This is a genomic window from Nocardioides sp. (genome assembly GCF_050246775.1).
Lineage (GTDB): Bacteria > Actinomycetota > Actinomycetes > Propionibacteriales > Nocardioidaceae > Nocardioides.
Genome location: NZ_JBFWVK010000002.1, coordinates 575,588 through 592,584 on the forward strand (window position 1 = coordinate 575,588; position 16,997 = coordinate 592,584).

At 69.9% G+C, this 16,997-nt stretch carries 14 protein-coding genes; 3 read left to right on the forward strand and 11 right to left on the reverse strand.

Annotated features, from left to right (window positions below; genetic code table 11):
* Positions 1–61: 61 nt before the first annotated feature.
* Positions 62–466 (reverse strand): cold-shock protein, encoded by a 405-nt coding sequence (locus AB7I40_RS12665; RefSeq protein WP_428344761.1) that lies wholly within the window; start codon positions 464–466, stop codon positions 62–64.
* A gap of 89 nt (positions 467–555) precedes the next feature.
* A complete protein-coding gene (gene larE / locus AB7I40_RS12670) occupies positions 556–1,992 on the reverse strand; it encodes an ATP-dependent sacrificial sulfur transferase LarE (protein ID WP_428344762.1) in 1,437 nt (478 codons plus the stop codon).
* Positions 1,993–2,096: 104 nt separating this feature from the next.
* Between larE and AB7I40_RS12675 the strand changes: the two genes are divergently transcribed.
* Genes AB7I40_RS12675 through AB7I40_RS12685 form a run of 3 tightly spaced genes read left to right on the forward strand, consistent with a single transcriptional unit; the run spans position 2,097 to position 5,542 of the window.
* The gene (locus AB7I40_RS12675; protein ID WP_428344763.1) at positions 2,097–4,181 is read left to right on the forward strand and encodes a S8 family serine peptidase; all 2,085 of its coding nucleotides are present in this window, start codon (positions 2,097–2,099) and stop codon (positions 4,179–4,181) included.
* Between the two features lie 48 nt (positions 4,182–4,229).
* Positions 4,230–4,850 (forward strand): sulfite oxidase-like oxidoreductase, encoded by a 621-nt coding sequence (locus AB7I40_RS12680; protein WP_428344764.1) that lies wholly within the window; start codon positions 4,230–4,232, stop codon positions 4,848–4,850.
* Complete coding sequence (locus tag AB7I40_RS12685) at positions 4,847–5,542, forward strand: FAD-binding oxidoreductase (protein WP_428344765.1); 696 nt, start codon at positions 4,847–4,849, stop codon at positions 5,540–5,542. Before AB7I40_RS12680 ends, AB7I40_RS12685 begins: the two co-directional genes overlap by 4 nt.
* A 13-nt stretch (positions 5,543–5,555) precedes the next feature.
* Here the strand turns inward: AB7I40_RS12685 and AB7I40_RS12690 are convergent, their stop codons facing one another.
* The 9 genes from AB7I40_RS12690 to AB7I40_RS12730 all read right to left on the reverse strand — a co-directional run bounded on the left by AB7I40_RS12690 (position 5,556) and on the right by AB7I40_RS12730 (position 16,990).
* Positions 5,556–7,178, reverse strand: coding sequence for an AMP-binding protein (locus tag AB7I40_RS12690; RefSeq protein WP_428344766.1), 1,623 nt, complete (start codon positions 7,176–7,178; stop codon positions 5,556–5,558).
* A gap of 58 nt (positions 7,179–7,236) precedes the next feature.
* Positions 7,237–8,046 carry a hypothetical protein gene (locus tag AB7I40_RS12695; protein ID WP_428344767.1) on the reverse strand — a complete coding sequence of 270 codons (810 nt, stop codon included), beginning with the start codon at positions 8,044–8,046 and terminating at the stop codon, positions 7,237–7,239.
* A complete protein-coding gene (locus tag AB7I40_RS12700) occupies positions 8,043–8,978 on the reverse strand; it encodes an ATP-binding cassette domain-containing protein (RefSeq protein WP_428344768.1) in 936 nt (311 codons plus the stop codon). Before AB7I40_RS12700 ends, AB7I40_RS12695 begins: the two co-directional genes overlap by 4 nt.
* A 76-nt stretch (positions 8,979–9,054) precedes the next feature.
* Positions 9,055–10,776 carry a carbohydrate binding domain-containing protein gene (locus AB7I40_RS12705; protein ID WP_428344769.1) on the reverse strand — a complete coding sequence of 574 codons (1,722 nt, stop codon included), beginning with the start codon at positions 10,774–10,776 and terminating at the stop codon, positions 9,055–9,057.
* A 237-nt stretch (positions 10,777–11,013) separates the two neighbouring features.
* Entirely contained in the window at positions 11,014–12,372 is a 1,359-nt protein-coding gene (locus AB7I40_RS12710) for an MFS transporter (protein ID WP_428344770.1), read from the reverse strand.
* Positions 12,373–12,416: 44 nt separating this feature from the next.
* The gene (locus AB7I40_RS12715) at positions 12,417–13,178 is read right to left on the reverse strand and encodes a 3-hydroxybutyrate dehydrogenase (protein WP_428344771.1); all 762 of its coding nucleotides are present in this window, start codon (positions 13,176–13,178) and stop codon (positions 12,417–12,419) included.
* A gap of 78 nt (positions 13,179–13,256) precedes the next feature.
* The gene (locus tag AB7I40_RS12720; RefSeq protein WP_428344772.1) at positions 13,257–15,083 is read right to left on the reverse strand and encodes a helix-turn-helix domain-containing protein; all 1,827 of its coding nucleotides are present in this window, start codon (positions 15,081–15,083) and stop codon (positions 13,257–13,259) included.
* A 33-nt stretch (positions 15,084–15,116) separates the two neighbouring features.
* The gene (locus tag AB7I40_RS12725) at positions 15,117–16,241 is read right to left on the reverse strand and encodes an FHA domain-containing protein (protein ID WP_428344773.1); all 1,125 of its coding nucleotides are present in this window, start codon (positions 16,239–16,241) and stop codon (positions 15,117–15,119) included.
* On the reverse strand, positions 16,238–16,990 hold the full coding sequence (locus AB7I40_RS12730; protein WP_428344774.1) for a PP2C family protein-serine/threonine phosphatase: 753 nt from the start codon (positions 16,988–16,990) through the stop codon (positions 16,238–16,240). Before AB7I40_RS12730 ends, AB7I40_RS12725 begins: the two co-directional genes overlap by 4 nt.
* Positions 16,991–16,997: the final 7 nt, after the last annotated feature.

Sequence of the window (16,997 nt, forward strand, 5' to 3'; positions counted from 1 at the left end):
ACCTAGGGTCAGGTGACAGATCAGGCAGGTTCACCTGCATCCCTTGATGAAACTCCAGCTCTCAGCTGTCGAGCTCGTCAGCCAGCGCCCGCAGCAGCTTGGAGACGGGAGCGGCCATCTTGGAGTCGGGAGCGTGTCCACGGCGGTAGCCCTCACCGATGCCGTCGAGCAGACGGATCAGGTCCTCCACGATGGAGACCATCTCCTCGGGCTTCTTCTTGGGCGGACGGCTAGCGGCCCGCTGGGCCCGCGCCACGCTCGGCGGGGCATCGAGGACGCGGACCTGCAGGGCCTGGTCACCCTTGCGGCCCTGGGCGATGCCGAACTCGACCCGGGTGCCGTTCTTCAACGCGGTGACGCCGTCAGGCAGCGCCTCGGCGCGCACATAGACATCGGGCCCGTCCTCCTGGGACAGGAACCCGAATCCCTTGTCGGCGTCGTACCACTTCACCTTGCCACTGGGCACCGCGATGACCTCTTCTTGCTCAACGCACCCGACCCCTCGCCGTGTGCAGTGGGCAAGCCTATGTGGCCGAGGCAACTGTTCGCGAACGGTTAGCGATATCTGTCCGGATCGGGTAGTCGCTCGTTCATGGATCCCGACCGGAAACCTCGCGGATCCACCGCCGCCTCGGCGAATCCAGCCTCGAGTACGGCGGCGTGCAGCGCACCCTGCGTGGCCGCGTCGAGGCCCGCCAGGGCCGCCGGGTCGATCTCGATCGAGGCCGACTCCCCCAGGTCACGCACCCGCAGGTCCCGGACGCCCGGCAGGAGGTCCCGTACGGCGTGCTCGGCCCGCTCCACGCGAGCCAGGCGATGGGGGGTGACCTCCACGCCGTAGGCCACCCGGGACGACAGGCAGGCCGCCGCCGGCTTGTCCCAGGTCGGCAGGCCCCAGGCCCGCGACGCTGCGCGCACCTGCTCCTTGGTGATCCCGGCATCGAGCAGCGGGGTGATGGCGCCACGTTCGCCCGCGGCGCGGATGCCGGGGCGGAACCCGGCCCGTGCGTCATCTGCGTTGGTGCCGGTGGCCACGTGGGCCAGGCCGTGCTCGCTCGCCAGTGGGGTGAGGACCTCGATGAGCTCGGCCTTGCAGAAGTAGCACCGGTCCCCGGCGTTGGCGCGATAACCCTCGCGGTCCATCTCGTGCGTGGTCGGGGTCAGCACCCGCACGCCGAGCTCGGCGGCGAAGTCCCGGGCCGGGTCCCGCTCGACCAGCGGCAGGGAGTCGCTGTACGCCGTGGCTGCGGCCACCTGGTCGGCGCCGAGGGCACGGACCGCGGCCGCCAGCAGGAAGGCACTGTCGGCGCCCCCACTGAAGGCGACGAGCAGACTGCCACGGGCCCGGAGGTCGCGCGCCAGCACCTCCAGCCTGAGGTCGAGGAGGTGTGCGTCGAGCCAGGCCGGGAAGTGGGTGAGGTCGTCGAGGACCACGTGGGTGCCGGCGGCCAGCAACTCGTCACGGGTGCAGCCCCCGGTCAGGACGGAGACGCTCACCGCGCCCGCCGCCAAGGCGCCCTCGACGTCGTGCACGTGGTCGCCCACGTAGACCGTGGCGTTCTCCTGACGCAGGGCGGCCGCCTTGCCTGCGCCCCAGACCCATCCCTCGACGCGGTCCACGTCCAGTCCGAGGTGCTCGACGTGACGTCGGGCGTTGGCCGGGAACTTGCCGGTGACCAGGAGCACCCGCCCGTGGTGACGCCGCACCGCGGCCAGCGCCTCGTGGGCGCCCGGCAGCACCCCCACGCTGGTGATCGCATGATCGGGGTAGAGCGCCCGGAACCGGTCCCCGGCGGCAGCCACGTCCGACTCGGGCAGGTGCTCGATGAGCAGGTGGTCCAGCGGTGGGCCCAGCCGGGCGGTCATCTCTGCGACCGGGAAGTCGACGCCGAGCTCGGCCCCCAGCGCGGCCAGGGTCGCGCTGAATCCGGGCACGGTGTCGATGAGCGTCATGTCGAGGTCGAAACCGATGACCAGTCCGTCGTGGGGCACCCGCTCAGCCTACGAGGACCCGCGAACTGACCGATTCGAGGATACGACTGTCATCATGGGTCACTTCGCGGGACAATTGGGACGGTTGAGTTGGGAGTTCACGCATGCGACCCTCAGGGCTGGTCGGATCGCTGCGGCGCGCAGGCGCCGTTGCCACCGTCACGGCTGCCCTGACGAGCGGGCTCGCCACCGCCACCCTCGCTGCGCCCGCAACCCCCGCCACCGACTCCCCGGTGCTCTACCTCGTCACCCTCGAGGGCGGCGGCGCGTCGTCCCACCGGGGCCTCTTCAACGGCGCGTTCCACACCGCGGTGCTCGAGAGCCGACAGGACCGCGTGCTCGACGCCGTCGGCGCGGGAGATCCGGTCTACCGATGGACCACGGCGCTCAACGGCGTCGCTGTGCCGCTCACCGCGGGACAGGCTCGTGCACTGGCCGCCACCCCCGGGGTCGTCTCGGTGGAGCGGAACGCCGTACGCCGGGTCGCGGCCACCCCCAGCCGAGCCACCCTGCCCACCGGGTCGCCTGCTCGCGCGACGGGTGGCGCGGGTGTCGTCATCGGCATCGTCGACTCCGGGCTCGACGAGGGCAACCCGCTGTTCACCCCGGTGCCGGCCGTCGGCCGTTCCAAGGTGGTGCGCTCGCGCTGGTTCATCCACGGCTTCGGTGAGGACAACGTGCGCTCGACCTCCGCGCTGTCGCCCGCGGACGACACCGGACACGGCACCTTGGTCGCCTCGGTCGCGGCCGGGAACTCCGGAGTCTCCGTGCGCGTGGGCGCGCAGTCCTTCGGCGCGTACGCCGGCACGGCGCCCAGCGCCCGGATCGCGGTCTACAAGGCCTGCTGGAGCGCCCCTGACCCCTCCGACGACGGCTGCGCCACCGCCGACCTGGTCACCGCCATCGACCGGGCCACCGCCGACGGGGTGGATGTGCTCAATCTCGCGGTGGCTGGCGCATCCACCCTCGACACCGTGGACCGAGCCCTGCTCGGCGCCACCGAGGGCGGGGTCTTCGTCGCCGCCGCCGCGGGCAACAACGGCCGCGATCACTACGCAGCCCACCCTGTCCCGTGGGTGACCACGGTCGGGGCGGTCACCGGTCCCATCCAGGGCGGCACCATCTCCTGGAAGGGCGGCTCGCTGTCTGGCGCCATGAGCTCGCAGCGCAGTGTCCGCGCCGGGATCGTCCAGGGCCGCGACATCGCTGCTCCAGCCGCCACGCGCAACCAGGCCGCTCAGTGCCTTCCCGGCTCCCTTGATGCGGGACGGGCCGCCGGACGCATCGTCGTGTGTGAGCGCGGCACCATCGGCCGCGTGGACAAGTCGAGCACCGTCGCCCTGGCCGACGGCGTGGGCATGGTGCTCACCAATCCACGCGGCTCGGACCTGCATGCCGACTTCCAGAGGGTGCCGACCCTGCACCTCACCGCCGCCGACGCGCGCCAGCTCCGCGCTCGGCTGCGAGCCCACCCGGCGACCAGGGCGACCCTGCGTCCCGGCCCGTCCGTGGGGGACGCCGCCCGGGTCACGCGCTGGTCGGCAACCGGAGACCCTCGCGGTGACCTGGTCAAACCGGATCTGACAGCCACCGGGGTCGACGTACTCGGCGCCGTACCGCCGGGCGCGGGATCGCCGACCCACTGGAGCCTCTACTCGGGCACGTCGGTGGCCACCGCCCAGGTCTCCGGGGAAGCTGCGGTGCTGGTGGCCCAGCACCCTCGCTGGAGCCCTGCACGGGTGCGTTCGGCCCTCATGACGACCGCCCGCACGCTGCCGGGGGACCAGTCCTCCCTCGGCCAGGGTGCCGGCCGTGTCCGGACCCAGGGGGCCGCTCGGCCCGGGCTGGTCTACGACCTTCGGCCCTCGGCCTACCGGCGCTACCTGTCGGGTGAGATCGAGGGCCGCGACCTCAACCTGCCCTCGATCATGGTGGCCGGCGCGGTGGTGGTGCGCCGCACCGTGACCAACGTCGGGCCGCGCGCGATGTACTACTCGGTGCGAGCCCGGGGCCTGCGCACCCACCGGGTGTCGATCACCCCGGTGGCTGTGCGCCTGGCGCCCGGGGCGAGCCGCACGTTCACTGTCCGGATCACCGGAACCGACCAGCGTCGGGTCGACAGCGGCTGGATCACCTGGCGCGGAGCCAACGGCATCTCCGTGCGGATCCCCCTCGTCATCTCCGAGTGACCGGCGGCCCGGCGTGACGGGTCGCAACGCTGCGGGGACAATGGGGGCATGCCGATCACTCGAGGGTTCACCGGTCGTCGGCGCGCCGAGCGCGAGGCGCGCGCCGACCGTCTGCCGCCGGGCCAGTACGACGCCGGCAGGGACTGGCCGTCCCTGACTGCCGAGGTCACTCCGCACCTGGACGCCGAGCAGTGGACCATGACTGTCGACGGCCTGGTGTCGTCGCCGCAGACCTGGACGTGGCGAGAGATCCATGCGCTGCCGCCGTCCAGCTTCTTCGGCGACATTCACTGCGTCACCACGTGGAGCAAGTTCGACACCACGTTCGCCGGGGTCAGCGTCGACACGCTGCTGGACGCCGCAGGACCGCTGCCCGAGGCGGCGTACGTCATGGCCCACTCGACGACCGGCTACACCACGAACCTTCCGCTCGAGGACGTGACCGATCAGAAGGCCTGGGTGGTCTGGGAGTACGACGGGAAGCCGCTGCCGGTCGACCACGGTGGCCCGGTGCGACTCCTGGTGCCGCACCTCTACTTCTGGAAGTCCGCCAAGTGGGTGACCCGGCTCGAGCTCATGGCCCGGGACCGGCCCGGGTTCTGGGAGCAGAACGGCTACCACGACCGGGGGGACCCGTGGCTGGAACAGCGCTACCAAGGTGATCCGTGAGCGCACCGGCCGGCGGCTGGACCACCGGCCGCCTGGTTGAGGTGTCGCGTCCGACCGACCGGCTGGTGCAACTGCGCTTCGACGTCGCCGAGCGCGTCGACCACCTGCCCGGCCAGCACTACGTGCTGCGGTTGCGCGCCCCCGACGACTACACCGCCCAGCGCTCCTACTCGGTGGCCTCCGAGCCCGCTGATCCTCTCCTGGAGCTCATGGTCGAGTGCCTGCCCGACGGTGAGGTGTCCGGCTTCCTCCACGACGAGGCGCGGGTCGGCGACGAGTTCGAGCTGCGCGGCCCGATCGGGGGCTGGTTCACCTGGACCGGTGAGCAGCCCGTCGTCTGTGTCGCGGGTGGGTCCGGTGTCGTGCCCATCGTCTCGATGCTGCGCCATGCCCGGCGACTGGGTGTGCAGGACCGTCTGAGGATCGTGGCAGTCGCGCGGACCCTGGCCGATCTGCCCTACGCCTCGGAGTTGCTGGCCGGCGGGGCCTTCGTGGCGCTGACCCGGGAGAACCTGGACGGGCGGGTCGCGGCGCCGCCGTACCTCGAGGAGCTCGCACCCCTCGCCGAGGGTGCCGAGCGTGCCTACGTGTGCGGCTCGGTCGGTTTCGCGTCGTTCGCCACCCGGCTGCTGGGCGAGGCCGGCGTCCGCGCCGACACGATCAGGGTCGAGCAGTTCGGGGCCTCGGGCTGAGGCATGGGCCGACTCAACGGGGAGGCAGGCCCAGGGTCCTGGCGGTCTCCTCGCGCATCTGCACCTTGCGGATCTTGCCGGTCACCGTCATCGGGAACTCCTCCACGACCATCACGTAGCGCGGGATCTTGTAGTGCGCCAGCTGGCCGGTGGCGAACTCACGCACCCCGGCGGCATCCAGCGGCGCGGCACCGGACTTGAGCTTCACCCAGGCGCACAGCTCCTCGCCGTACTTCTCGTCGGGCACCCCGATGACCTGGACGTCCTCGATGTCGGGGTGGGCGTAGAGGAACTCCTCGATCTCACGGGGGTAGATGTTCTCACCACCGCGGATCACCATGTCCTTGATCCGGCCCACGATGTTGCAGTAGCCGTCCTCGCGCATCTCGGCCAGGTCGCCGGTGTGCATCCAGCCCTCGGCGTCGATCGCCTCGGCGGTCTTGTCCGGGTCGTCCCAGTAGCCCAGCATCACCGAGTAGCCCCGGGTGCAGAGCTCCCCGGTCTGGCCGCGCTCCATGGTCTCCCCCGTCACCGGGTCGACCACCTTGACCTCGACGTGCGGATGCACCCGCCCGATCGTGGCCGTACGCCGCTCGATGTCGTCGTCGTGGCGGGTCTGGCACGACACCGGCGAGGTCTCGGTCATGCCGTAGGCGATCGAGACCTCCGCCATGTTCATGTCGTTGATGCAGTGCTTCATCACCTCGATGGGACAGATCGACCCGGCCATGATCCCGGTCCGCAACGACGACAGGTCGTAGGAGGCGAAGTCGGGGACGTTCTGCATCGCGATGAACATGGTGGGCACCCCGTAGACCGCCGTGCACCGCTCCTCGGCGACCGCCTTCAGCGTCAGGCCGGGATCGAAGCCGGGCGACGGGATCACCATCGTCGCGCCGTGCGTGGTGCATCCCAGGTTGGCCATCACCATCCCGAAGCAGTGGTAGAACGGCACCGGGATGCACAACCGGTCGTCCTGGGTGAAGTTGATCAGCTCGGTGACGAAGTAGCCGTTGTTCAGGATGTTGCGATGGCTCAGGGTGGCGCCCTTGGGGTAGCCCGTGGTGCCTGAGGTGTATTGGATGTTGATCGGGTCGAACGGGTCGAGGCTCGCCATGCGCTGCGCGACGGCGTCCTCGGGCAGGTGGATGCCCGAGGCCAGGAGCTCGGCCCAGTCCGAGGTGTCGAGATAGATCGTGCGCTCGAGCGTCTCGCACTGGTCGGCCGTCGCCTCCACCATCGAGCGGTAGTCGTTGGTCTTGAAGCTGCTGGCCGCGATGAGCAGCCGCATCCCGCTCTGGTTCACCGCGTAGGAGAACTCGTGGGTCCGGTAGGCCGGGTTCACGTTGACCAGCACTGCGCCGATCTTGGCGCTCGCATACTGCGTGATGGTCCACTCCGCGCAGTTCGGCGACCAGATCCCCACCCGATCACCCTTCGCGACACCGGCCGCCATCAGGCCCCGCGCGCACGCGTTGACGTCGTCGTCGAGCTCGCCCCACATCCAGCGACGACCCGATGCGAGCTCCACCAGCGCCTCGCGGCCCCGATGGGTGGCGACCGTGCGTTCGAAGTTGGCGCCGACCGTTTCCTCGAGCAGCGGCTGACTGGTCTCGCCTGCGGCGTAGGACTCCATGCCTCGCACCCTAGGTCAGTCCGGTCCCGTCCTCCACCCTCCGATCGGCCAGGACGCCTCAGGCGTCGCGGCTGCGGAACAACAGGAACGAGGCCAGCATCAGCACCGCCGTGAGCCCACCGAACACGATGCCGCCACCCAGCGGGGACAGCGGGTCGCCGAAGGTCGAGGTCGGCTCACTGAGGACGTCGAGCAGCTTGTTGCCGGCCGAGAAGGGCCTGAAGCGCAGGATGTCGGTGTGATCACGCAGGCCCGGCACGAGCAGGAAGAACACCAGGATCAGGTTCTCGATCAGCAGCGGCCACAGGAAGATCGTGACGAGCGCGAAGGCCTGCGACCGGGTCAACGAGGTGAACGCCATGGCCAGCCAGGCGAGCAGCACGGCGAACACCACCTGGCGTCCGATCACGCTCCAGGCGTCGCTGTCGAAGATCGTCACGTAGTCACTCAGGAACACCACCGCGACCAGCCCGGAGAGCAGGGTCACCGCCAGGGACGAGACCGCCACCCACAGCCCGACCACGACGTACTTCGCGATCCAGAAGGACGTGCGCGAGCTGAGGGCGGTCAAGGAGGCCCGGATCATGCCGTGGCGGTATTCGTGCCCCCACGCGAAGATGCCCAGCATCGCCAGGATGAACGAGACCACGGACGGGATCTGGCCCGTGGCGGCCAGTTGGGTGAGCACCGCGGCACCGAGACCGTTGAGGTCCTCGCGATCGGTGCCGAACCGGGAGAACTCGTGGTGCATCGCCCAGGAGAACAGCGTCGAGATGCCGACACCGACGACAACGGCCATCACCGTCAGCCACCAGGTCGACCTGATCGTGCGGATCCGGGTCCACTCGTAACGCAGCGCGGCGGTCACGAGGCGTCCCCCTCGCGCCGCGCCGGCTGCTGGGCCTGGAACTCCTCGGCGCCTGACGTGGCCTCCAAGAAGGCCTCCTCCAGCGTGGCCATCTGGGTAGCCAGCTCGTGCAGTCGGATCTGGTTGTCGAAGGCCAGGTCGCCGATCCGGTCGGCCTCCAGGCCGGTGACGCGCAGCCCGTCGTGCTCGGGGGTGACGACCACCCCCTCCTGAGCTCCGAGCAGGGCGGCGAGCTCGCTGGCCTGCGGTGTCCGGACGAGTACGGCGCCGGTGCGGGCGCTCTTCACGAAGTCGGCCACCGGGCCACTGGCGATCATCCGGCCCTTGCCGATGACCACCAGGTGGTCGGCCATCAACGCCATCTCCGAGAGCAGGTGACTGGAGACGAAGACCGAGCGTCCCTGGGCCGCCAGCGACGTCAGCAACTGGCGCATCCACTGGATGCCCTGCGGGTCCAGGCCGTTGGCCGGCTCGTCCAGGATGAGCGTGTGGGGGTCCCCCAGCAGGGCCGCTGCCAGGCCGAGTCGTTGCCCCATGCCCAAGGAGAAGGTCTTGGGCCGCTTGCGGGCCACCTCGGCCAGTCCGAGCTGCTCGAGGACCTGGTCGACGCGCGAGGCCGGGATGCCGTTGGCGACCGCGAGCATCAGCAGGTGGTTGCGCGCCTTGCGGGTGGGGTGGAACGGCTTGGCCTCGAGCAGGGCGCCGACGTGTCGCATGGGGTGGGCCAGTGCGGTGAAGGGCCGTCCGTCGAAGGTGGTGGTGCCAGAGCCGTGGTCGAGCCCGAGCATCAACCGCATGGTGGTGGACTTGCCGGACCCGTTGGGTCCCAGGAAGCCGGTGACGGTGCCGGGGTGCACGTCGAAGGTGAGGTCCGTGACCGCCGGCTTGCCGCCGTACACCTTCCCGAGCCCCCGCGCCTCGATGAGTGCCATCGGGCCATCCAACCAGAACGCCGACCCGTGGTCGGTGAACCACGGGTCGGCGTGCGGGTCGTGCTGGTGCTGAGCGTCAGCAGAGGTAGGCAGACTCCGACATCAGAGCCTTGAACCGGTTGAACTTGACCTTGTCGTTCAGGGACCAGTCGGCCACCGAGTTGGCGTTCGAGTCGTAGTAGGACAGGCCGACTCCGCCAGCGGCCACCATGTCGTGGTAGGTCCGGTCGAGCCAGGTCGGGTCCACTGCGGACGCCTTCGCGGTCTGACCGGTCTCACCGATGGCGAACCGGCTGCCGTGCGCCTTGGACCAGGCCGCCATCTTGGCGTAGTAGGTCTTCAGCTCGAGCACCTTCACGCCTTCCTTGCCGTTGCGCACGGCGCCGAAGTCGTTGTAGGCGTCGATGGCCAGGATGTCGACGTTGGCGTCACCGGGCCACTTGGTGGCGATCGTGTTCTGGTCGCCGCCGAAGGTGTTCCAACCGCTGTAGATCACCGAGTAGGCGACGTTGTTGGTCCGCGCGTGGATGATCGGCGCGATCCGGGCCTGCATGGCCGTCCACAACGCCATGTCACCGTCGTTCTCCGGCTCGTGGTGCACCGCGAGCCACACGGGGCCGTTCACCTTGCCGAGCGCGTCGGCCAACTCCGTGGCCCAGGCGTCACCGGCGCCGGCAGCCATCTGCGACCAGGACAACGGCTCCTTGAAGCTGATCCAGGGCAGACGTCCTGCGGCGAGGTCCGCGTTGGCCTGCTTCACGGCGCCGGCGATCCGGTCGGCTGAGAAGTAGGTCCGGTGCAGGGCCATGGTGCGGCCGAGCTGCGACTCGCGAGCCTCGATGGTGCTGACACCGTTGACGACAGCGCCGAGGTAGGTCCCGGTGGTGGGGATCCCCATCGCGTTGCTGACACAGCCGCTGGGCGCGGACGGTGTCGAGGTCGGCGTTGAGGTGGGGCTCGACGTGGGCGCCGTTGTCGGAGCCGAGGTCGGGGCCTTGGTCGGCGATGACGACGGGCTGGTGCTCGGCGCCTTGGTGGGGCTCGAGGACGGTGAGGTCGACGGGCTCGACGACGTCGGCGCCGAGGTCGGCGCGCTCGTCGGGGCCGAGGTGGGCGCGCTCGTCGGGGCCGAGGTCGGCTCCATGGCCACCATCGACACGCTGTCGACGAGCAGGCCTACGCCACTGGGGACCTTGAGACCGACCACGTTGAGGTCCAGCGAGGCGTTGTTGCTCACGGTCGTGTAGGCCAGTTCGATGCGCGACCAGGCATCGCTGGTGGCGCGGAACTCGGCGTGGGCGCTGGCGATGGACGCGCCGCCGGACACCTCACGGATGCGGAGGCGGCCGCGCAGGTCCTCACCGGTCGAGCGCACGTAGGCGCTGACGTTGTACACGCGACCGGTGGTCGTCGAGGTCACTGTCGGGGCCACGTCGTTGACGATCACGTTGCCTGCGGTGCTGCTGGTCAGCTGGGCCGCCGCTGCACCGTTGGCCGCAGGCCGCGTGGCCGCGAGCTGCTGACGGGCGGGGTAGTTGACCTTCCAACCGGTCGTACCGTCCTCGAAGTCTCCGTTGACGACGAGTTCCATACTGCGGAAGGAGGCCTTGCTGGTCTTCAGCCCACCGGTGACCGCGAGGGCGGCCGGAACGGCCACCAGCATGGCCACGAGGGTGCCGATCAGGATCAGCGTCCGGCGTGGCGTCCGGGTCTTGGTAGCGAGATCAACGCGTGCGCGGTGTCTCGGGGTGGCATTTCGATGGGCAGGTTCGGGTGTGTGCTCGAGCCTGAAAGTCATACGTCCTCCGGGCACAGGACGGGGGAACCCTGTGCACAAACATCTGTCATGTCGCTGATACAGCCCGAGATCCGCACCCTGCACCAGCATGGCAAGTCAACGAAAGTAGTAGAACCGTTATCAAAGCGCAAATCTCTGCGGGCCGTTGTGAAACGCGAAAACTGACTGAATCGTGACCTTCGGGGGCCAGGTGGACAGTCTGCGGACTGCCACCCGACCCCCGTCGGAAGGACTTTCTCAGGCGTCCTCGAGGACCCGGTCGTGGCGCAGCGAGGAGCCCGAGGTCTCCTTGGCGCAGAGCACCGCGACGATGGTCAGCACCGACGCCGAGGCGAGGTAGATCGACACCGCGAGGGTGTTCTTGTCCGAGGCGTCACCGAGCAGCTTCAGGGCGATGATCGGGGCCAGCGCGCCGGCGAAGATCGACGCCAGCTGGTAGCCCACCGACGCACCGGTGTAGCGCACCGACGTCCCGAACAGCTCGGAGAAGAACGCGGCCTGCGGGGCGTACATCAAGGAGTGGAAGAACAGGCCCACCACGACAGCGAGCAGCACCTGCCCCTGGTCGAGGGAGTCGATGAGGCCGAAGAACACGAAGCCCCACACCCCGACACCCGCGGCGCCGGTGAGGTAGAGCGGGCGCCGTCCCACCTTGTCCGAGAGCGCACCCAGCGCCGGGATGAGGAAGAACTGGAAGGCGGCGCCGATCAGGAGTGCCGTGAGCACGACGTCAGTGCTCGCGTCGAGATACTCCTTCACGTAGGTGATGACCACGATCGTGAACAGGTAGTAGGAGATGTTCTCGGCCAGGCGCATGCCCATCGCGATGGTCACCTCGCGCGGGTAGGAGCGCAGCACCTCGATGATCGGCAGGTGCGGGCGAGCGGTCTGCGTGATCTCGGCCTTGGCCTCCTTGAACACCTGCGAATCCTCCAGGCTCAGGCGTACCCAGAGCCCGATGAACACCAGCACCGCGCTCAGCAGGAACGGAATCCGCCAGCCCCAGGCCTCGAAGGTGGAGTCGCTCTGGAAGAACGCGAGCGCCCACAGCACACCGGTCGCCAACAGGTTGCCCAGGGGGACGCCGGCCTGCGGGAACGACGACCAGAAGCCGCGATGCTCGTCCTTGCCGTGCTCGGCGGCCATCAACACCGCACCACCCCACTCACCGCCCACGGCGAAACCCTGCACGAGGCGGCAGACCAGCAGCAGGATGGGGGCGGCGACACCGATGGTGGCGTACGTCGGCAGGAGGCCGATCGCCACCGTCGCGGCACCCATGAGGAAGAGGGCGACGACCAGCATCTTCTTGCGGCCGACCTTGTCACCGTAGTGACCGAAGATCACGCCGCCCAGCGGCCGCGCCACGAAGCCCAGGGCGTAGGTGCCGAAGGCCAGCAGGGTGCCGGTGATCGGGTCGGAGGAGGGGAAGAACAGGGTCCCGAACACGAGGGCTGCGGCCGAGCCGTAGAGGAAGAAGTCGTACCACTCGACGGCGGTACCGATCAGGCTCGCGAAGACGATCTTGACGATCGAGTTCGTCCCGGATCCTTCAGGGATCTTCTCGGTCGAGGAGCCGGTGGTGGTGACGGACATCGTGGTTCCTTTCGGGGGTGCTGCGGTGGGGGAGGTCGGGTGTTTCAGGCAGCGGTCCAGCCGCCGTCGAGCAGGAAGGAACTGCCGGTGATCGACTGCGCGCCGACGCCGCAGAGGAACGTGACCATCTCGGCAACTTCCTGGGGTTCGACGAGCCGTTTTACTGGGGTTCGGGCCAGCAGTACCTGGTCCAGAACCTCGTCCTCGTCGATGTCGTGGGCGCTCGCCTGATCGGCCAACTGGCCCTCCACGAGGGCGGTGCGCACGTAGCCGGGGCAGACCGTGTTGCTCGTGACCCCCTTGTCGGCACCTTCGAGGGCGATCACCTTGGAGAGTCCCTCGAGGCCATGCTTGGCGCTGACGTACGCCGACTTGTAGGGCGAGGCCCGGTGTCCGTGGACGCTGGAGACGTGCACGATCCGGCCGAAGCCTCGCTCATACATTCCCGGCAGCATCCGGCGAGCGAGCAGGAACGGCGCCTCCAGCATCAGCCGGTGCATCCTCCGGAACTGCTCAGGGTCGAACTCCTCGATGGGTGCGACGTGCTGGAACCCCGCATTGTTGACCAAGATGTCGGCCTGAAGGTCGAGAGCGTCGATCGCCTCGGCATCGGTGAGATCGACGGCCCTGAAGTCGCCATGGATGGCGGCCGCCAGCTTGGCCGCGGCCTCGCCGTCGCGATCCAGCACGACGACCAGTGCTCCTTGCTCGGCGAGCTGCGTGGCGATGGCCGCGCCGATGCCGCTGGCGCCACCGGTCACCACGGCGGTGCGGCCGGTCAGAGTGGTGACGTGGGTCTCAGGCATGCATCGAACGTACGGCGCCCGCAGGCACGCCCGACATGGGAAGGACACCCACTGTTCACGGCCACCTATGTGTCGGTGTCACACATCTCGCAGCTGGTGCATGCGCAGCGCGAGTTGCAGGTCCAGGCTGCGGGCCGGGTCTCGCCACTCGGGGCCGAGGAGCTCGCCGACGCGTTCCAGGCGCTGGGCGACGGTGTTGGGGTGCACGTGCAGTTGTGCCGCGGTGTCGCGCAGGTGTCCCCCGTGCGCGAACCAGGCCAGCACCGTGTCGACCAGCGCGCTCCCGCGGCGAGCGTCGTACTCCAGCAGAGGACCGACCGTGGCCGAGACGAACGCAGCCAGGTCGTCGGCGCCGGGGCTGCCGAGCAGCAGCCCGCTCACACCCATTGCGACCGGATCGCTCACCGTGCCGTGGCGTCCCAGCGTGAGCAGAGCCTCCACGCATCGGCGCGCCTGGGCGAAGGCAGCCGGCAGGGTGTCGACGTCGGCGGCGACCACCGCTGATGTGGCGCCGTCCCCCAGGAGGGAGTGGACCGCGCGTCCGGTCTCCCCGGGGTCCGCGCTGGGCACCAGCACGACGACCGTGCCGCGATAGCGCGCCGACAGGCCTCGGTTGCCGGTGGCGAACCGGGCGCCCGCGCGATGGGCGGTCTGCTGACCGGGCTCGTCCAGGCAGGCCACCACCAGGGCCAGCGGCCCCTCCAGATCGGCGTGCTGGCGTCCGGCCCGCTCGCGCCGGCGGACCGGGTCCGGTTCGCGACCGTCGAGAAGGTCGGCCAGCAGCTCCCCGCCGAGCCGCTCCTCGGCATCGGCGACCGATCGGTCGAAGACCAGGATGAGCGCCGTCACCAGGGCGGCGCGTTCCAGGGTCCGGCGTTCGGGAAGCCCCAGCGCAGCCTTTCTGTCCCGCAGCACCAGCGTGGCCACATGCTCGCCCGAGGCCAGCGCTGCCGCCACGTGGCAGTCGGCGTACTCCACGCAGCGACCCGAGGACACCGAGGCGGCGATCGAGTCGGCGAACGGGGCAAGGTCACCGTCCTGGCCGGCCAGGAGCTCCCCGAAGGAGTCGTGCACGGCGACGTGCCCCCCGAGCAGCTCCGACACCGCGGTGGCGACCTCCGCCACGCCCTCGCCACGCAGCAGCAGGTCGGTGAGCTGGTCGTGGGCGTTGGCAGCCGCCTCGACAGCGGCCGTGTGCTCGCGCATCGATCGATGGGCCTCCTCGACCCGCTCGAAGAGCCGGGCGTTCTCGAGTGCCACCGACGCATGGGCCGCGAACGACGTCAACAGCGACACCTCGTCGGGAGGGAACTGACGCACCGTGCGGTGCACCGCGAGCAGTGCCCCGGTGACCCGCCCGTCCACGACCAGCGGAACCCCCAGGATGGCCCGGATCATCTCCCCGTCGACCGCCGAGTCGATGTAGTCGCGGTGCACGAAGCGCTCGTCGGACTGGTAGTCCTCGGTGAAGTACGGCGCCCCCGTCTGCGCCACGAGACCCAGCAGACCTGTGCCGAGCGGGAGGCGCAGCCGGCGGAATTCCTGGGTCAGGGCCCCGTCGGTCACCTTCATGTAGGACGCCCCCTCGCCCTCGTCGTTCAGCGACAGGTAGGTCATGTCGGCATTGAGCAGCTGCCGGGCCCTGCGCACGATGGCGGTCAGGATGAGATCGACGTCGCGGATGGCGGTGAGGTCGCTCGCGGTCTCGTACAGCGCGGAGAGCTGGGCCTCACGCGATCGCTGTCGTGCGATCAGCTCGCGCAGCCTCAGCGCCACGTCGTAGTCGGCCCGAACGCTCGCGAGATCCGCCCCCGCGCTGCCGCGTCGCTCGGCGTCGGCCACCACCTGGTCGAAGGCCTCACGGGGAGCCTCGGCATAGAGCAGGTGGAGGAACGAGTCGGCCACGGCGCTCAGGACCTGTGATTCACGATCGGCGCATCAGGGCGCGGTGACCGAGATCGTGATGCCGTCACCCAGGTCGATGATCGAACCGGGCACCAGGTGCACGGGGATGCCCGGTTGCAGGTCCTCGGGACCAGCCCCCGGTCGCACCAACACCGTCCCGTTCGTCGAGCCCAGGTCGGTGACGATGGCGGTGCCGAGGTCGACGTCGCTGCCCGGTCGGATCTCCAGGTGGGTCGAGGAGATCTCCTGGTTGCGACTCGGCACAGTCACGAGCATCGGCTGCTCGGTCGAGGCGAATCTCCGGGCCTCCGGAGCCCGTCCGACCAGGATGGCGCGATCCACCTCGATGACCTCCCCACTGGAGAAGGACAACACGGCCACCGGGGCCACGCTCGGCATCGGCGCCAGGAGTGGATCTGTCAGGGGGGACGCCGCTGCCGGCACCTCGGGGTCCGGGTCCGGCGCGACGACCGCGCCGGGGCCCTTGCCCCAGACCGGAGGCGTCTCCCACACCGGCGACACCGGGCGCTCTTCCTCCACCACGGGCTCCGCGAGTGCGGGGAACATCTCGGTCGGCTGCTCGTCCAGCACCGCGGGCTCCGGCGTCGGCTCGGGCTCGGGCATCGCTTCCGGCTCCGGCTCGGGCTCCGACTCCGGCGACTCGTCGTATGTCGGCTCCACCTCTGGCTCTGCCTCCGGCGGTGCCTGCGTCTCTCGCTCGCGCGGCGGTGCGTCGATCCGGGCGACCCGCACCAGGCCGGTGGAGATCACCAGGTCGTCACCGTCCGACTCGTCGAGCAGCAGCGTGAGGGAGGCGACCTCACCGAAGCTGCGCTCGGCCCAGGTGAGCGCCGCGCTTCCGTCGATCTCCTCGCTGTCACCGCCGGCCGTCGTCACGCGGACCACGGCGGCTCCGCGCACCAGCACCCGTAGGCCACCGCCATCGTGGCCGAGAAGCACGAATCCGGGCAGCGCGCGCAGGCCGGTGTCGAGCAGGACATCGAGCAGCTCGTCCCAGGTCGAGCCCGCGTCGACCAGTTCCCAGAGGGCCGCCACGCGGCGCTTCTCACTCGCCGGCAGCGCGACGGTGACGACTTCTCCCAGGATGGCGAACCAGCTGCCCGGGCGGTAGGACCGCAGCGGCGACGTCGTGCTCATGTCGGCCATCCCACCACATCGATGACCACGGCGGTGGCGTTGTCCGTGCCCCCCGCTGCCAGGGCGGCCGCAACGATCCCCTCGGCGGCAGCTGCCGGGTCCGGGGAGGCGGCGAGGAGCCGAGCGAGCTCGGCGGCTGACACGAGGCCGCTGACCCCGTCGGAGCAGAGCAGGAGTCGACCCGTCTCGCCGACCGGCAGCTCCCATACATCCGCCGGCGGGAGCTCGGGACCGCCCAGGGCCCGGGTGATGACGTGCCGGTCGGGATGGGTCTCAGCCTCCGCCTCGGAGATGAGACCAGCGTCGAGCAGCTCCTGCACCACGGAGTGGTCCACGCTGACCTGGACGAGCTGGTCGTCGTGCAGGCGATAGATCCGGGAGTCCCCCAGGTTGACCAGGAGCCAGCGCGGCGAGGCCTGGTCCTCGACGAGCACCGCGGCGGCGACCGTCGTACCGGCGTACCACTGGCCGGGCCCGGCGGCGCCGTGGGCTGCGGCGTACTCCAGGATCCGGCGTTGACAGGACTCCAGGGTCGCCGAGACCTCTGCCGCGCCCAGAGGGCCGGGGGTGCCGGCCAACCGGGCGAACTCCTCGACGACGATGCCGCTGGCGACATCTCCCCCGTGGTGTCCGCCCATCCCGTCCGCGACGACGAAGACCGGCGGCGATGCCAGCCAGGCGTCCTCGTTGTGGTCGCGGACGAGTCCGACGTCCGTGGCTCCGGCGTACCTCAGTTCGACTTCGCTCATCGAGCCA

Excerpts from the sequence above, each read along its gene's own strand:
- AB7I40_RS12675 (WP_428344763.1), top strand. The coding sequence starts at position 2,097 with ATGCGACCCTCAGGGCTGGTCGGATCGCTGCGGCGCGCAGGCGCCGTT.
- AB7I40_RS12680 (WP_428344764.1), top strand. The coding sequence starts at position 4,230 with ATGCCGATCACTCGAGGGTTCACCGGTCGTCGGCGCGCCGAGCGCGAG.
- AB7I40_RS12690 (WP_428344766.1), bottom strand. The coding sequence starts at position 7,178 with ATGGAGTCCTACGCCGCAGGCGAGACCAGTCAGCCGCTGCTCGAGGAA.
- AB7I40_RS12700 (WP_428344768.1), bottom strand. The coding sequence starts at position 8,978 with ATGGCACTCATCGAGGCGCGGGGGCTCGGGAAGGTGTACGGCGGCAAG.
- AB7I40_RS12705 (WP_428344769.1), bottom strand. The coding sequence starts at position 10,776 with ATGACTTTCAGGCTCGAGCACACACCCGAACCTGCCCATCGAAATGCC.
- AB7I40_RS12710 (WP_428344770.1), bottom strand. The coding sequence starts at position 12,372 with ATGTCCGTCACCACCACCGGCTCCTCGACCGAGAAGATCCCTGAAGGA.
- AB7I40_RS12715 (WP_428344771.1), bottom strand. The coding sequence starts at position 13,178 with ATGCCTGAGACCCACGTCACCACTCTGACCGGCCGCACCGCCGTGGTG.
- AB7I40_RS12725 (WP_428344773.1), bottom strand. The coding sequence starts at position 16,241 with ATGAGCACGACGTCGCCGCTGCGGTCCTACCGCCCGGGCAGCTGGTTC.
- AB7I40_RS12730 (WP_428344774.1), bottom strand. The coding sequence starts at position 16,990 with ATGAGCGAAGTCGAACTGAGGTACGCCGGAGCCACGGACGTCGGACTC.